The sequence below is a fragment of the Roseibium aggregatum genome (genome assembly GCF_014692675.1).
GTDB lineage: Bacteria > Pseudomonadota > Alphaproteobacteria > Rhizobiales > Stappiaceae > Roseibium > Roseibium aggregatum_C.
Window position 1 is genome coordinate 73,607 of record NZ_JABFCZ010000024.1, and the last position, 16,180, is coordinate 89,786.

The following is a 16,180-nucleotide window of genomic DNA, read 5'->3' on the forward strand; positions in this document are numbered from 1 at the left end:
ATCCAGGGACCTCCAAAATGACTGATGCCGAAATCGTCACCGCCTTCCTTGACGCTTCCATGAAGCCGGATCCGGATACAGCCGCGCTCTATCTCGCGCCGGATATCCAGATCGGCTTCACCGGGCGCAAGTTCACAAGCCCTCATGAAGCGTCCGCCTTCAATGCCAGGCGCTACAAATGGGTGAAAAAGCAGTACGAGAAGATGGATGTGGTCGAAAAGGATGATCACACCGTCGTCTACAGCCTTGGCACGCTCTACGGCGAATGGCCCGACGGCACCCCGTTCGAGGGCAACCGCTATATCGACCGTTTCGAAGTCCGCAACGGCAAGATCACGCGGATGGATGTCTGGAACGAAAGCGCGGAACGGATCCTAGGCTTGTAGTTACAAATTAGCGGTTGGCATCGCCACAGGGAAAACGGGCCAGTTTTAGGAGTGAGGAGGAGGACATGCGGGGCATATTCGACGACGAAGGACGCGGAAATGGCCCGTTTTCCCTATGGCCCCTCCGGGGTTGGGCCAAAATCGCCCCTGAAGACGTCGAAAATGCTCGAAAGTGGGCCACACTTTCTTGCGCTTTTCTCCTTTTCAGGAACGATTTTAGCCCAACGCTGCCAATCGTTAATTTGTAACTACAAGCCTCAATCCCGACCTCAAGCCATAACCCGGCCGAGCGCCTCTGCAATGCTGACCGGCCTGGTTTCCCGGTCTGTCAGGTCAAGCCCGTCGCGAAGGCGCTCGATATGATCCCGCATCACCGAGCGGGCAAGCGCACTGTCGCCTGCGGAGAAAGCCTCCATCAGGGCGCCATGATCGTCGCTTTCGCAGGTTGTCTCCCGCCGCGTCCAGTAGAGCGCGACGATGAGTGAGGACTGTGAGATCAGCTCTCGGACAAAGCCCGTCAGCACCGCCTGCCCGGACAGTTCGGCGATCCGGATATGGAATGCCCCGGACAGCGCGATGGCTTCGCCCTGATTTTCCGCGTGGAGAGCCGCATGTTCCCGTTCGATATGCTGGCGCAGTCCTTCGAGATCTTCGGGAGACAGCCGGCCAGCCGCGTTGGCTGCCAGTTCCGGCTCGATCAGGGCCCGTGCTTCGAATACCTGCTTTGCGGTTTCGGTCGAAGGCTTCGCGACGAAGGCGCCGCGATTTGGAAATATCTCGGCAATTCCTTCAAAGGCCAGCGCCTGAAGCGCGGCACGGACCACGGTGCGGGAGACCCCGAAAACGGCACCCACCTCGTCTTCGGACAATTTCATCCCCGGCATCAGCCGGTGATCGAGAACCGCCTTCAGAATCCCGTCATAGACTTCCCCTGCCCGCCCGGCCAACGGCAACCGGCGAAGCGGCGGCAAATCCGAATTGATCCGGACGATTTCGTCCATCTCACGTCTCCTGAACAGTGCGCGCGCTGTTGCCCGCAGGTTCCATTCATAACCGAGAGATAGGCTGTATCCCAATCAACTTCCAGATTGTATACGATTTGCCGGATAAACGTGCACTCACGCATATTTATTAATCATCTTCAGCGCGCCGCACATTCTGTAGCCACAGGCAGAATAAGTATTTTTCTCTATTACTTTTCAATGCCTTAGGCCTTTCACCCAGAGCATTCTCAAAACTGGCACGCCCCTTGCGGATACCGGTACACAGTCTCGGTAGCGGAGCCAAGCCTAATGAGTCAGCCGGCGGATCTGGAACTTGCGTCAGTCTCCAAGAAATACGGCGACACGATCGCCGTCGAAGCCATCAATCTGAAAATCAAGGCGGGAACCTATTGCTGCCTGCTGGGCCCGTCCGGCTGCGGCAAGTCGTCGACATTGCGGATGATCGCCGGTCACGAGCTGGTCTCCGACGGCGATATCGTTCTCGGTCCCCGGGTCGTGAACGACGATCCGCCGGCAAAGCGCGGAACGGCAATGATGTTCCAGAGCTATGCGCTGTTTCCGCACCTGTCTGTTCTCGACAACGTGGCCTTCAGCCTGAAAATGCGCGGCGAAACCAAGGCCGTTCGCCACGAGCGCGCCCGCGCCATGCTTGAAACCGTCGACATGGAAGCCTATGCGGAACGGCTTCCGGCCCAACTGTCCGGCGGGCAGCAGCAGCGTGTCGCCCTGGCCCGCGCGCTCGTCACCGAGCCCTCCATCCTGCTTCTCGACGAACCCCTGTCCGCCCTCGACCCGTTCCTGCGGATCCGCATGCGGGCGGAACTGAAGAGGCTTCAGCGCGATCTCGGCATTTCCTTCATCCACGTCACCCACAGCCAGGAAGAGGCCATGGCGCTCGCCGATCTGGTCGTGGTCATGAACAACGGCGTTATCGAGCAGTCCGGCTCCCCCCGGGACGTCTTCAACGCACCGCGCACGAAATTCGTCGCGCAATTCATCGGCGGACACAATGTGGTGCCCGTGGATGGCGGCGAAATCAGCATCCGCAGCGACCGGCTGAAGATCGTCGACCCGTCTGAACCGTCTTCCCCGACGTCCCTCGCCGGCACGGTAACCGGCATCGAATACCAGGGATCAACGGTTCTGCTGACCCTTGTCACGGAACAGGCGGGTGACATCTCGGTCACTCTTCCGGAACGCAGTTTCTTCGAGTCCCCCATGGAAACCGGGGAGAAGGTTTCAGTCGCATGGGCATCGGAGGACGCCCACGCGCTCGCATAACCCTGTGATCACGAATCAGACCTTCCAACAGGAGCAACATAATGAGCAGTAAAAACAACTCAGGGATCTCCCGCCGCAGCGTGCTGAAAGGCTCCGCTGCCATTGCAGGCGCAGCTGCCGGATCTCAGCTGATCACCGGCTTCCCGGCCGTGATCGCATCCGAACCGGTGACACTGCGCTATCTCGGCACCGCCGTGAACCAGTCCGCCGACATCGCCAAGAAGGTCGAGGAAGACCTGGGGATCAAGATCGAATACATCCCGGTCACCACCGATGACGTGACCAAGCGCATCATCACCCAGCCGAACTCCTTCGATATCGTTGATTCCGAGTATTTCTCCCTGCCGAACCTGATCCCGTCCGGCAACCTGATCGGCATGGACGCCAACAAGATCAAATATGCCGACAAGCTCGCCACCGTGATGACCAAGGGCGAAATCAACGGCAAGAAGATCGGCCTGCAGGGCACGGCTCCGGCCAAGGTATTCTACCTGGAAAAGCAGCGCGGCAAGACCTTCGCGTCCGAACAGACCGAATGGATCACCCTGATCCCGACGACCTACAATGCCGACACGCTCGGCATCCGACCGGACCTGATCGGCCGTCCGATCGAAACCTGGGCGGAACTGCTCAACCCGGAATTCAAGGGCAAGGCCTCGATCCTCAACATTCCCTCGATCGGTATCATGGACGCCGCAATGGTCGTCGAGTCCATGGGCAAGTACACCTACCCGGACAAGGGCAACATGACCAAGGAAGAGATCGACATGACGATCGCTCTCCTGATCGAGGCCAAGAAGGCCGGTCAGTTCCGCGCGTTCTGGTCCGACTTCAACGAGAGCGTCAACCTGATGGCCTCCGGCGAAGTCGTGATCCAGTCCATGTGGTCCCCGGCCGTCACCGCCGTCCGGTCCAAGGGCATTGCCTGCACCTACCAGCCGCTCAAGGAAGGCTACCGCGCCTGGGCGTCCGGCTTCGGCCTGCCCAAGACGCTCAAGGGCAAGAAGCTCGACGCGGCCTACGAGTTCATCAACTGGTTCCTGTCCGGCTGGGCCGGCGCCTATCTGAACCGCCAGGGCTACTACTCCGCCGTTCTGGAAACGGCCAAGGAAAACATGGAGCCCTACGAGTGGGCCTTCTGGATGGAAGGCAAGCCGGCGGAAAAGGACATCCACGCGCCGGACGGCAGCCTTCTGGAAAAGGCCGGCGCGGTCCGCGACGGCGGTTCCTACGAAGATCGCATGGGCTCGGTCGCCTGCTGGAACTCGGTCATGGACGAGAACGAGTACATGATCAAGAAGTGGAACGAGTTCATCGCCGCCTGATAACCGGCAACGACCATCTGCCCCGGGGAGCCGATCCCCGGGGCAATCCGCTCAAATACAGGGCTCCGCCGCCGAGAGGCCGACATGATCGCACAGTCCCGCTGGACACCCTACTGGCAAGCCGCGCCGATGACGCTGGTCTTCGCCGTCTTCTTCATCGTCCCGCTGATCGCAACCTTCGTCGTCAGTTTCTGGGAATACAATCAGTATTCCATCCAGCCGGCGATGACCGGGGAAAACTACACGGAGATCTTCGACGGTTGCATCGCCGGATTGCCGGAACTGTGCACGATCTTCAAGACCTACCTCTCGACCCTCAAGTTCGCCGCAATCGTCTGGGCCCTGACCCTCGTGATCGGCTTCACGATCGCCTATTTCCTGGTCTTCCACATCCGAACCCTGACGATGCAGATCATTCTCGCGCTGGTCTGTACGATCCCCTTCCTGACTTCGAACGTCATCCGCATGATCTCCTGGATCCCGTTGCTCGGCCGCAACGGGCTGGTCAACCAGGCGCTGCTCGGCCTCGGGATCACCGACCAGCCGCTCGACTGGCTGCTCTACTCGAATTTTTCCGTGGTGCTGGCCTTCGTGCACCTCAATACGGTGTTCATGATCATCCCGCTGCTGAACTCCATGTTCCGCATCGACAAATCCCTGATCGAGGCGGCTTATGACACCGGCGCCAGCGGCTGGCAGACCCTGGTCAATGTGGTCATTCCGCTCTCCAAGACCGGGATCGCCATCGGCTCGATCTTCGTCATCACCATCGTCATGGGCGACTACATCACCATCGGTGTCATGGGCGGCCAGCAGATCGCCTCGGTGGGAAAGATCATTCAGGTCCAGACCAACTTCCTTCAGTTCCCGCTTGCAGCCGCAAACGCGGTTCTGCTGCTGGTGACCGTCCTGTCGATGATCCTGCTTCTGACCCGCATCGTCGACATCCGGAAGGAGCTGTGACCATGGACCGCCGACCGGCCTCATTCTACTGGCTCGCCGCCTTCTTCTGCGTTTTCGTGCTGTTCCTCTACGGCCCGACGCTCACCATCATGGTCCTCTCCTTCCAGGGGCCGCAGGGCGGCCTGACCTTTCCGATGAACGGTGTCTCCCTGCACTGGTTTTACCAGTTGTTCGAAGGCATCGGCGTCGTCGACATCGGCTCCGCACTGGTGAATTCCCTGAAACTCGGCCTGCTGACGATGGCAATCACGGTCGTTGCCTCGGTCATGGCCGGCCTTGCCTTCCGGCGCAATTTCAAGGGCTCGGGCTTCCTGTTCTATACGGCCATCGCGAGCCTGATCGTTCCCTCGATCGTCGTCTCCCTCGGCATCGCCCTGGAATTCCGGATCGCCGACGACACGATCAACGCGATCGGCGATGCCTATGAGGTGGAATGGATCTGGGACAACTTCACCACGTTGATGGGCCTGTTCTCCTCCGGTCTCGGCGCCCATCTGACCTGGACCTTCCCCTTCGGGCTCCTGATCATGTTCGCGGTGTTCAACCGCTTCAATCCGGCCTTCGAGGAAGCCGCGCGCGATCTCGGCGCGACGCCCTGGCAGACCTTTCGCCATGTAGTGCTGCCGATCATCGTTCCTTCGGTCTTCGGCGTGGCCCTGTTCGGGTTCACCCTGTCGTGGGACGAAATCGCCCGCTCCAGCCAGGCGGTCGGTTCCGACAACACGCTGCCGATCACGTTGCGCGGACTGACCACGACGGTCACCACGCCGGCGATCTATGCCCTTGGCACTCTGACAACAGCAATTTCGCTCGCCGTCATCATCACGTCCCTTGTTGCCGTGATGATCGTCCAGCGCCGCCGCAAGCGGCATGGATCGGATGCCGGCAAGGGCATGGTCTAAAGGCGCGGTAACACGGAATGAAAATCGCCGTCATCAATCCGAATACGACAGCATCGATGACTACGGCCATCGGCCGTGTGGCGACTGCCACTGCGGCACCGGGAACTGAAATCCTCGCTATAACCTCCGCGGCGGGACCGGCGTCAATCGAGGGCCCCTATGACGGCGCCCTCGCCGTGCCCGGCCTCCTGCGGGAAATCGCAAGGGCAGAAGACGCAGGTGCCGCCGCCCACGTCATCGCCTGTTTCGACGATACCGGACTGGACGCAGCGCGCTCTGCCGCCGCCGCACCTGTGATCGGGATCGGGGAAGCCGCCTTTCACGTAGCCAGCCTTGTCAGTCACAGGTTTTCCGTCATTACGACCCTGTCCCGTTCGATCCCTGTCATCGAACGCAATCTGGCGTCTTACGGACTGGCCAAGCGGTGCATTCGGGTCCGCGCGGCGGAGACGCCTGTTCTCGCCTTCGACGAAGACCTTGAAACCGCAGAAAAACGATTGGCGCTGGAGATCGAGGCGTCTCTCACGGACGACCATGCGGAAGCCGTTGTCCTGGGTTGCGCCGGCATGACCGATCTCGCCGATAGACTGTCCGACCGGTTCGGGATCCCGGTCATCGATGGCGTCCGGGCGGCGGTCACACTGGCCGAAGCTCTGGTTCGCATGAAACTTGTCACGTCGAAGACGGGCGCCTACGCACCGCCCAACCCGAAAGCCTATGTCGGCCTGCCGCAATAACCGGGAAACGGCCAATGAAAGGGATCAGAACAAAATGACCGGCGCACGTGTCTTTCAGGTTGCCGATGCCTTGCTCGGAGCGGCCTATGAACCGGGTGGACCGTTGGAAATCACGGTTCAAGACGGGCTCATCTCGGCAATAGAACCGCTGGAAGAAGTCCCTTCCGGCACACGGCTGCTCGCCATGCCCGCATTGGCGGACGCTCATAACCACGCCCGTCCCATTTCGACCACCTCCTTCGGCTGCGGGCTGAAACCGCTGGAAACATGGCTGCCGAGCCTGGTCGCCATGCCATCCGTTGACCCTTACCTGGCAACCGCAGCCGCCTTCGGCCGCTCAGTTCGCGGCGGCTGTGTCGGCGCCATGGCGCACCTGACGCGCCCGATGGGCCTAACATCTCTGCCGGAGGAAGCAAAGGAGATCGCCCGGGCGGCGTCCGATGCCGGTCTCAAAATCGGTCTTGCCATCGCCATTCGCGACCGCAATCCCCTGGTCTACGGCGATCACGAACCGATGTTGCGCGGCCTGCCCCAGGACATCCAGGACCTTGTCCGTCAGACCTGGCTTGGCGCACCGCGGCCATCGGCGGACCAGATTGCCCTGGTGGAGACTGTCGCAGACGCCGTCGCCGACATGCCCGGAGTTGACGTGCAATACGGCCCCAACGGCGTGCAGTGGTGCACCGACGATTTCCTGACCGCAATAGCCGAAGCCTCCGAACGCACCGGCCGGCGCGTGCACATGCACCTTCTGGAAACACTCCCGCAGCGGACCTGGGCGGATCAGGCCTATCCGCAGGGCATCGTCCGCCACCTGGCCGATATCGGCCTTTTGTCTCCCCGGCTCACACTGGCGCATTGCGTCTGGGCACGGCCCGACGAACTGGAACTGATCGCCGAATACGGTGCACGCATATCCGTCAATCCCTCGTCCAATCTGCATCTGGCCTCGGGCATCGCACCGGTTGCCGAAATGAAGAAGGCAGGCGTAGCCTTTGCCATGGGCCTCGACGGCTGCGCCTTCGACGAAGACGACGATGCCTTGCGCGAACTGCGCCTGTTCCGGTTGCTCAATGCCGGCTGGAGTTTCGCTGAGGACCTGACACCGGGTGATGCCCTGAAAGCCGCCTGCTCGACCGGACGCGCCGCCATGGGTCTGACACCGGGCGGAACGATCGAGGTCGGACAGCCGGCGGACCTGATGTTCCTCGATCTGGACGCCCTCGACCGCGACGGCCTCATGCCGGTCGATCCGCGCCAGTATCTGTTTGCCCGCGCGAAACAGGATCACATCGTCGAACTGGTCTCAGGCGGCCGGACGACTCTTCAGAACGGCAAGCTGACCGGTCTCGATCTCGAAGCGGTCGAGACCGAGCTGCGCGCCCAATACCGCGCGGCCCTGCCCACCACGGAAGAGTCCCGGAAGGCGTTCGCCGCGATCGAACCGCATGTGGCCGAATTCTACAAGGGATGCTGCTGATGGACCCCTTGCTGCGCGAGGCGCGCGTGCATCGGCTGCCGATGTCCAGCCCGGATGACACCTCCGCCATCGAGACCCTGGTCGAACAGGGCAAGATCGACCCGAAAGCCGTGGTCGCCGTCCTCGGCAAGACCGAGGGCAACGGCTGCGTCAACGACTTCACACGGGGCTATGCGGTCCAGTCCCTGCGCTTCCTGTTTGGCCGTTACATGGAGCCCGCGGATCTGGACCGGATCTGCATGGTCATGTCCGGCGGAACGGAAGGGGCGCTTTCGCCCCACTGGATCGTGCTGGAGGCCCTGCCCGCCACCGGCGTGACGCAAACGCCCGCCCTCGCCCTCGGTGTCCATGTCACGGAGGACTTCGCGCCCGTTGAAATCGGCCGGATGGCCCAGGTGACAAAAGTCGCCGATGGCGTTCGCAAGGCGATGGTGCAGGCAGGCATTTCCGATCCGAAAGACGTTCACTTCGTCCAGATCAAATGCCCGTTGCTCACGGCCGAACGTGTTCGCGCGGCCGGCGGCGCCCATGCGGTCGCAACCGCCGACACGTTGCGCTCGATGGGTCTGTCCCGGGGCGCATCGGCCCTTGGCGTGGCAGTGGCTCTCGGGGAAATCGACGAGACCGCGCTTTCGGATACCGCGATCGGCGATGATCTCTCGCTTTACAGCACCCGCGCGTCCTGTTCAGCCGGTGTCGAACTCATGGGCTGCGAAATCCTGGTCATGGGCATGAGCGATATGTGGTCCGGACCGCTCACCATCGGGCACGCGCTGATGCGCGATGCGCTGGACATCGATCCGATCCGAGAGACGCTTTCCAATCTCGGCATATCCGCACCGGGGCAATTCCCCGAAGAAACCCGCGAGCGGGTTACAGCCGTCCTCGTCAAGGCGGAGGCGTCCAAGTCCGGACATGCGCGCGGTTTCCGGCACACAATGCTGGATGACAGCGATATTTCCTCGACCCGCCATGCCCGCGGGTTCGTCGCCGGCGTTCTGGCCGGCCTCATCGGCCAGACCGAGCTCTTCGTCTCCGGCGGCGCGGAACACCAGGGCCCGGATGGCGGCGGTCCCTGCGCGGTCATCGGCCGACGGTCCGATCCCTGATCAAAAAGACGGCAACGGGCGCTCAAGGATTATCCGAAACCAACATTTTCCGCCGGGACCAGCAGCCCCGAAACGCCCCGAATAGCTAAAGATCGGCCCCTTTTTCGACGTTTCCGTAGGGCGTGCCTCATCTGGCATACACCTTGCGACTGCACACCTTGAAACAGTCCGGTCAAAACCGGCTCGTCTCGGGACGACAGAAAAACAGAAGGCGGAAAAGAATGGATCTCCAGAGCTACCCGATCGCGGAAAAATGGTTTTCGGTCACCAAGGTCGATGACACCACAGACATGCTGTTGGAGCCTCATGTCCATGTGCTCGAACAGGCCAACCTGTTCTTCGTGCGCGGCAGCGACCGGGACATGATGATCGACACCGGCATGGGCATCGTGCCGATCCGCCCCTATGTGGAACCGCTGACGGAAAAGCCGTTTTCGGAGATTGTCTGCGTCTCGACGCACACCCACATCGACCACATCGGCGGCGTGCATGAATTCGATATCCGCCTCGTTCACCCGATCGAGGCCGATGAAATGGCCGCCCCGTCCGGCATGAACACCATCATCCGGGACGAAATCGACCCCAAGCTGGTCGTCCTGTTCGAAGAGGCCGGCTACCCGCCGCTGGATGAACTCCTGATCGATGCCCTGCCCTATGCGGGCTACGATCCGAAGAGCTATTCCCTGACGGGCGCTCCGGCGACCGGTATTCTGGAGGAAGGCGATACCGTCGATCTCGGCGACCGCCAATTCTCGGTGCTGCATGTGCCGGGACACTCACCCGGCAGCATTGCGCTGTTTGAAGAAAAGACCGGCATCCTGTTTGCCGGCGATGCGATCTACGACGGACCGCTCATCTATGACGGTCCGGGCATGAGCGTGGACGAGTATGTGGCGACCATGAAAAAGCTGCAGGCGCTGGACGTGTCCATCGTCCATGGCGGCCACGATCCGAGTTTCGACAAGAAGCGGCTCGATGAGATCGTCGAGCATTACTTCCGGATCTGGGGCGTCTAGAGCAATTCCGGCAGACGGTCCCGCGCCACCTTGTACCACTGCCTGTTATAAGGCAGCCCGTCAAAGGAACGGTGGTTCGTCCGGAACGGATCACCGTTGACAGGGACGTCTTCAAACAGGCAGTCCCCGACCCGGGTCGGCAAGGTGGACAGGTCGATGACCGCAGCCCCGCTGTGCAGATGGCCGAAACTGTATTCGGCTTCGAACAGGCTGTTGAGCAGGTCCATCTGCGGGTTCGGACAGATCAGGGCGTCGGCGAGTTCAACCTGGAACGGCGTCAGCCGCCGCGTTCGCTCGGGACGATCGCAGGCGAACAGGAAATGCGTCGCCGAATGAACGAGGATCGCAATCCGTCCGTCACCGTCTGAATAGATTTCCGCGCGCATTCCCGACGACCTTGACGGATCATTCTGCCAGAGTTCGACGAAATCGGCCTCGACCCCGTATTCGTACATGCCGTCCGGCGCGTGGCACAGGCGGCCGATGTCCTTGCCCTCCTCCGGTCCCTGAAGGTTGATGAAGCGGCGCCAGGTGCAGACGCTGTCCTCCACCGTCGAAATGCCGGCGAAGCCCTCGCATTTCCCCAGACGGAACAGCGTATCGGTGTCCAGGTCCTTGAGCGCCGCACCGCCGAAGCCCGATGCGAATTCCGCAGGCACCCGCAGATCGGCGTAGAGTTCCGGCGCCTGAAACCAGTAGACCCGGGTTTCGTGATCCTCATGGGACGGGTTTTCGGCAGGTGCCTTGATATAGGCCCGCCGCCAGAGACCGAGCACATCCCGATCGGTAATGTCCCCGGTCAGGGTTTCGGCCAGCGCGCTCAAGCGGCCGCCGCCTTGTGGCTGGAAAAGGCGGAGATCACCTCTTCGCTCATGCGCACCGCGCCGGTCTGCAGATATTCCATGGCATTGAGTGCGGCGTCATGGGCATCGTCGCTCGAACCGCCGACACAGTCCTTCACCACCCGGCAGTAGAAATCCTTCTGATGGCCGTCGGCAAAGGTGTAGTGCACGCAGACATTGGTCAGCCCGCCGACCATGACCAGCGTATCCGCCCGAAGACCGCGCAGCAGGATGTCGAGATCGGTCCCGATGAAACAGGAATACCGGCGTTTCTTGATCACGTAATCGTCGGGACGCAGGCCGACGATATCCTCAGCGATCTCGGTGCCCTCGCGCCCTTCGACGCAGTGCACGTCCTCAGTCCCGTCCAGTTCCCGGCCGAAGTCGACCATGTTCGGCCGGTGCGCCTCCTGGAAGAAGATCACCGGAACGTCGTTTGCCCGGGCGGCATCGATCACCTTGCGCGCCTGGCGCATCGCCTGGGTGTAGGCGGTCATCTTCGGAATGCCGCCGTCATAGTTTTCAAGAAAGGCGCTCTTCTGGATATCGATCACCAGAAGCACGGGATTTCCGACGAGAAGCGGTTGCGCAGCCATGTGATATTCCCTTTCTCTCTAATCTTTCCGCGCCTGATCGGCGCCCATCAAACGGGGCAAGTCGCCGAAACGGGCCGTCAGGCTGAACACGATGAGCGAAACGATCAGGAACGTGATCGCCCCGACCGCCATGGTCGGCGTGAAGCCGTTGCGCAGCGAATTGAAGATCTGCAGCGTCACGGTCGCGTAGGACGACGCTGAGACGAAAAACATCACGATGAACTCGTGGAAGCTGAGCACAACCACGAAGAAGAAACCCGACAGCGTATAGGACAGGGTCTGCGGCAGGATGATGGTCCTGAGGATGGTTCCCTCGCTCGCCCCCATCGTTGCAGCTGCGTCCAGATGTGCCCGGTCGATCGACTGCAGCCCGATGGAAATCGTCACCAGCGGCAAGGCCGCCAGAAGCGCGGTGTGGCTCAGGATGCCGGTGAACATGTGTCCAAGTCCGCCGATGAAGGTCCACAGGAAGCTCAGGCCGACCCCGAAGACAATCGGCGGCAAGGCAAAGGGCAGCCCGGCGAGGCTCGCCAGGACCTTGGAAAATTTGGTGTCCTTCTTCCACTGATCATAGGCGATCGGCCAGGTAATCAGGATGGCGAGCGTCGCAGCCGAAAGCGCAATAATGACCGAGTTTTCCAGCGAGTTCAGCCACACCGGCTCGTTGACGAAGAAATCCAGAAACCGGCCAAGGGTCGGATCCTCCGGCGGAAACAGCATGGAGCGTCCGCCATTCAGCGCCGACAGGCAGACCACCATGATCGGCAGGGCGACATAGATCGCGCACAGCACCATGAACCCCTGTTTGAACGCGGCCTTGATCATGCCTTGCGCTCCGCCAGTCGTGCCAGCATCAGACTGAAACCGATGAATATGCCCGCCGTTATCAGCAGGATCACCGCCTGGGCTGCCCCGAACGGCGCGTTCAGGGTCGCTCCGCGAATGGATTCGTAGATCGACACCGGCAGTGTCTGATGGGCGGGCGCTGCGAAATAGGTCACGGACACATAGGTGCCGAGCAGATAGACAAAGAGCAGCAGCAGAGACCCCAGAACCGGCAGACGCACAGCGGGAAGAACGATCGTGCGCAGGACCGTCAGCGATCCCGCCCCCATGGTTCGCGCCGCCTCGATCATCGACCGGTCGATCCGCGACAGCGGGGCAAACAGGAGGATCACCGCGTAGGGCCAGACCAGATAGGCCATGGTCAGCACCGTGGCGAGCTGGGAGGTCTTGAATTTCACGTTCCGCGGGCTTGCCAGGTCCCAGTCGCGCAAGACGGCGAGCCAGCCGGTATCTTTCAGCCAACTCGTGATCCCGACGGCCTTCAGGAGTGCAGGAAGGCCGGACCGGTTCGACAACAGAATATCCCAGCCCATGACCACGAAGACTTCCGACATGGACAGGCTGGCGAGCACGAACACCAGCCACATGGCCTGGCTGCGCCTCGACCCCTGGGTCATGAAATAGGTGAAGGGAAAGGCAAAGCCGACGGCAATCAGCGACCCAAGCACCGCATAGGCGAGCGTGTAATAGAGTTTTAGCGCATAAAGCAGGGTGACGCTGTTCGGCCAGTCGACCCCCACGAACACCCGGATGTAGTTGCTGAAATCGAAGCCCCAGACCCAGCTGGCGCCTTCGATCTTTTCTCCAAAGCTGACCACGATGACGAGGAGAAACGGCGCCACGAAAACGAACAGAATAACCGCCGTAATGACGCCCATGATGATGTTCGCAGGACCCAGCCCCCGTATGTAGGCGGCGAAAGCCGGGCCGCCTTTTCCGGCCTCGCGGTCAACCTCAATATCACCGGAGACAGCCGGATAGCTCATGCCGCTACGTCCCGCTTGTCCGACACGGCTGTAACCTTGCGGTCTCCGGCGCCGGATCCGTGACTTGCACCGGCGGTGTCCCCCGTATCGGGAAACAGGCGGAGCGCATGCGCCGGAAATTCGGCTGATACCGTCTCGCCTTTGGCAAAGACCAGTTCAGTGGATGCAGGCATCTCACTGATGACGGAGCCGACCGGCGTTTCGACATAGATTTCCCGGGTCGGTCCGATATCGCGCAGGAAGGTGACCGTTCCCGAAACCCGGTTCGGCCCGGTTTCATCGGCCGCGCCGATTGTCACGTTTTCCGGCCGGCAGGCGATCTGGACCGCGGACCCGTTGAGGAACGAGGCCGCCGGTTCGGGACGGAAATGAAATTCGCCGACATCAACGCCGCCGTCCTTGGCCTTTCCTTTCAGAAAATTCGCCTTGCCGATGAAGGACGCGACAAAGGCAGTCGCCGGCCGGTGATAGATTTCGGAAGGACTGCCGACCTGTTCGTAGCGGCCGTTGCTCATGACCACGATCTGGTCGGCCATGGTCATCGCTTCGCGCTGGTCGTGGGTGACAACGATCGTGGTGATATCGAGTTTCTGCTGCAGGAGCCGCAGTTCCACCTGCATGGCTTCGCGCAACTGGGCGTCGAGCGCCGACATCGGCTCGTCGAGCAGGAACACATCCGGTTTCTGCGCGAGCGCACGGGCGATCGCGACACGCTGGCGCTGTCCGCCCGAAAGCTGCCCGATCCGCCGGTCCTCGAACCCGGCCATCTTGACCAGATCGAGCAATTCTTCGGCGCGCGCCCGCCGGGTGGCCTTGTCCACGCCCGCGATCGCCAGGCTGTAGGCAACGTTCTCGGCGACCGACATGTGCGGAAACAGCGCAAAGGACTGGAAGACCATGCCGAACTTGCGTTTGTTGGCCGGCTTTTCGGTAATGTCGTCGCCGTCCAGCGAGATCGTTCCCCGGCTCGGGTCTTCCAGACCGGCAATCATGCGAAGGAGTGTCGTCTTGCCACAACCGGACGGCCCAAGAAGCGCCGTCAGCTTTCCCTTCGGAAAGGTGAGGTCGATGTTGTCGACCGCCGTTACAGGGCCGTAGGTTTTCTTGATACCAGCAAGGACGAGACCGGGCATGCCGTTCCTTTCGGGTTGAGAGAGAAATTCAGGGACGGTCGGCGGGAGGAACGACACACTCCCGCCGAGTTTCAGATCGGACAAGCGCCCTTAGGCGCCTGCGAGCATTGCGTCCCACTTCTCCTTGATGAAGCTCTCCTTATCGAGATAGGCCTCATAGGCCGGCGTAATGTAGGGTTCGCCCGACACGCCAGCATATTCCTCGTCGGAAAGACCGGTGAGGCTCTTGTCCACCAGCGGAGCGGTGCCGATCTTGCGCGACATCAGGGCCTGGGTTGCCGGATCGCAGGAGAAGCTGATGAACTCGGCCGCTTCCTCGGACTTTTCCGAAAGCGGGCTCAGGCACCAGGAACCGTAACCGATCGGATTGCCTTCCTTCGGGAAGATCGGCGCGATCGGGAAGCCGTCAGCTGCCATCAGGCCGGCAACGTCGAGGTAGTACATGCCGCCGATGACGTCCTCATTCTTCATGGCCTGTTCCATCTGGCTTTCGGCCGTCCACCACAGGGCAACGTTCGGCTTGATTTCGGCGACCTTGTCGATCACCGCGGTGATGCCTTCCTCGGTCATCAGCGTTTCGGCGCCGTCGAAATAGGTGGCAGCCGTAATATCCAGGAAGCGGGCGTCATACTGTTTGGAAAGACCCAGGGACGATTCCAGGGCCGGATTTTCCCAGAATTCCTTCCAGCTGGTCGGCGCCGGCTTGATCTCGTTCGGATTGATCACCATCGCGGTGAACCAGGCCATTGCCCCCACGCCCACGAGTCCGTCCGAACCTTCGTAGAGGAAGTCCTTTTTCATGTTGGAGGCGTTGGGGATCTTGGCGACATCGAGCGGCTTCAGCAACCCGCCGATACGCATTGCCTTGATCATGGTGTCCTTGCCGTAAAGCGACAGATCGGCCGGAGCCGTCCCGGAAGCCGCAGCCTGCTGCATGGTCACCAGCCAGTCGCTGGAGTTCGGCTGGGTGACGGACTCCACCTTGATGCCTGTTGCTTCGGTAAAGACCGGATAGATGTGTTTCTTGAAGCTGTCTTCGAAGTAGCCGCCATAGGACCCGATCTTGATGGACCGTTCCTGCGCAATGGCCGGCATGCCCAGAACGGATGTTCCGGCCGTGAGTGCGGCAGCGCCTGCGCCTGCACGCAGGATGTCGCGCCGCGTCAAGCTGTCGAACCGGCCGCTGATCTTCTTCTGTGTCATGGGAAGTTTCTCCTGAACCCGTAATGCAAGGGATTCCCCTGCTTTTCGGCTGCCGCGCCATACGGCACGAGCAACCGGGTAAAGGATGCATGCATCGACCATGCCAATTTCGATTTTTCGATAAAATGATGATTTTTAGCGTTATTTACGCCGAGGCAAGTAATTTTTCCCTGCCCTCAATAACAGCAAGAAGTATAAATTTTAATCACGCCCTATTTTAGTGCAAATGTTACCAATTTCAATGGAGTTCGCCTCAGCCGCCATTGACTGGCCTGCCGTGTTGCAACCCCGAACTCCGGAAAACGGAACGTGCCGTTTCCTCTCAAAAACCGCCCGGAATGCATGTCCGGGTTCGCGCGGGCCGACCCGTG

At 61.0% G+C, this 16,180-nt stretch carries 16 protein-coding genes; 9 read left to right on the forward strand and 7 right to left on the reverse strand.

The window, feature by feature from the left end; all coding sequences use genetic code 11:
• Nucleotides 1-17 precede the first annotated feature (17 nt).
• Nucleotides 18-386: a nuclear transport factor 2 family protein gene (locus tag HK439_RS20310; RefSeq protein ID WP_190293306.1), complete on the forward strand. Its 369-nt coding sequence runs from the start codon at nucleotides 18-20 to the stop codon at nucleotides 384-386.
• A 269-nt stretch (nucleotides 387-655) separates the two neighbouring features.
• On the opposite strand, the gene HK439_RS20315 is transcribed toward HK439_RS20310, so the two are convergent.
• Complete coding sequence (locus HK439_RS20315) at nucleotides 656-1,387, reverse strand: GntR family transcriptional regulator (protein ID WP_190293307.1); 732 nt, start codon at nucleotides 1,385-1,387, stop codon at nucleotides 656-658.
• Nucleotides 1,388-1,678: 291 nt separating this feature from the next.
• Here HK439_RS20315 and HK439_RS20320 point away from each other — a divergent pair, with 291 nt between their 5' ends.
• The 8 genes from HK439_RS20320 to HK439_RS20355 all read left to right on the forward strand — a co-directional run bounded on the left by HK439_RS20320 (nucleotide 1,679) and on the right by HK439_RS20355 (nucleotide 10,203).
• On the forward strand, nucleotides 1,679-2,671 hold the full coding sequence (locus HK439_RS20320) for an ABC transporter ATP-binding protein (protein ID WP_190293308.1): 993 nt from the start codon (nucleotides 1,679-1,681) through the stop codon (nucleotides 2,669-2,671).
• Between the two features lie 41 nt (nucleotides 2,672-2,712).
• Complete coding sequence (locus tag HK439_RS20325; protein WP_190293309.1) at nucleotides 2,713-3,996, forward strand: ABC transporter substrate-binding protein; 1,284 nt, start codon at nucleotides 2,713-2,715, stop codon at nucleotides 3,994-3,996.
• A gap of 84 nt (nucleotides 3,997-4,080) precedes the next feature.
• Complete coding sequence (locus tag HK439_RS20330) at nucleotides 4,081-4,959, forward strand: ABC transporter permease (protein ID WP_190293310.1); 879 nt, start codon at nucleotides 4,081-4,083, stop codon at nucleotides 4,957-4,959.
• A 2-nt stretch (nucleotides 4,960-4,961) separates the two neighbouring features.
• Entirely contained in the window at nucleotides 4,962-5,861 is a 900-nt protein-coding gene (locus HK439_RS20335; RefSeq protein WP_190293311.1) for an ABC transporter permease, read from the forward strand.
• A 17-nt stretch (nucleotides 5,862-5,878) separates the two neighbouring features.
• Nucleotides 5,879-6,598 (forward strand): aspartate/glutamate racemase family protein, encoded by a 720-nt coding sequence (locus HK439_RS20340; protein WP_190293312.1) that lies wholly within the window; start codon nucleotides 5,879-5,881, stop codon nucleotides 6,596-6,598.
• 34 nt (nucleotides 6,599-6,632) lie between these two features.
• Nucleotides 6,633-8,078 (forward strand): amidohydrolase family protein, encoded by a 1,446-nt coding sequence (locus HK439_RS20345; RefSeq protein ID WP_190293313.1) that lies wholly within the window; start codon nucleotides 6,633-6,635, stop codon nucleotides 8,076-8,078.
• Nucleotides 8,078-9,187 carry a ring-opening amidohydrolase gene (locus tag HK439_RS20350; protein ID WP_190293314.1) on the forward strand — a complete coding sequence of 370 codons (1,110 nt, stop codon included), beginning with the start codon at nucleotides 8,078-8,080 and terminating at the stop codon, nucleotides 9,185-9,187. Before HK439_RS20345 ends, HK439_RS20350 begins: the two co-directional genes overlap by 1 nt.
• 221 nt (nucleotides 9,188-9,408) lie before the next feature.
• Nucleotides 9,409-10,203 carry an MBL fold metallo-hydrolase gene (locus HK439_RS20355; RefSeq protein ID WP_190293315.1) on the forward strand — a complete coding sequence of 265 codons (795 nt, stop codon included), beginning with the start codon at nucleotides 9,409-9,411 and terminating at the stop codon, nucleotides 10,201-10,203.
• On the opposite strand, the gene HK439_RS20360 is transcribed toward HK439_RS20355, so the two are convergent.
• The 6 genes from HK439_RS20360 to HK439_RS20385 form a co-directional block, all read right to left on the reverse strand.
• Nucleotides 10,200-11,027 carry a hypothetical protein gene (locus HK439_RS20360; RefSeq protein ID WP_190293316.1) on the reverse strand — a complete coding sequence of 276 codons (828 nt, stop codon included), beginning with the start codon at nucleotides 11,025-11,027 and terminating at the stop codon, nucleotides 10,200-10,202. The two genes, HK439_RS20355 and HK439_RS20360, sit on opposite strands and share 4 nt — an antisense overlap.
• Nucleotides 11,024-11,641 (reverse strand): cysteine hydrolase family protein, encoded by a 618-nt coding sequence (locus HK439_RS20365; RefSeq protein WP_190293317.1) that lies wholly within the window; start codon nucleotides 11,639-11,641, stop codon nucleotides 11,024-11,026. Before HK439_RS20365 ends, HK439_RS20360 begins: the two co-directional genes overlap by 4 nt.
• 18 nt (nucleotides 11,642-11,659) lie before the next feature.
• On the reverse strand, nucleotides 11,660-12,466 hold the full coding sequence (locus HK439_RS20370; RefSeq protein ID WP_190293318.1) for an ABC transporter permease: 807 nt from the start codon (nucleotides 12,464-12,466) through the stop codon (nucleotides 11,660-11,662).
• Complete coding sequence (locus HK439_RS20375; RefSeq protein WP_190293319.1) at nucleotides 12,463-13,473, reverse strand: ABC transporter permease; 1,011 nt, start codon at nucleotides 13,471-13,473, stop codon at nucleotides 12,463-12,465. Before HK439_RS20375 ends, HK439_RS20370 begins: the two co-directional genes overlap by 4 nt.
• Nucleotides 13,470-14,606, reverse strand: coding sequence for an ABC transporter ATP-binding protein (locus HK439_RS20380; RefSeq protein ID WP_190293320.1), 1,137 nt, complete (start codon nucleotides 14,604-14,606; stop codon nucleotides 13,470-13,472). Before HK439_RS20380 ends, HK439_RS20375 begins: the two co-directional genes overlap by 4 nt.
• 90 nt (nucleotides 14,607-14,696) lie before the next feature.
• Entirely contained in the window at nucleotides 14,697-15,809 is a 1,113-nt protein-coding gene (locus HK439_RS20385; protein ID WP_190293321.1) for an ABC transporter substrate-binding protein, read from the reverse strand.
• Nucleotides 15,810-16,180 lie beyond the last annotated feature (371 nt).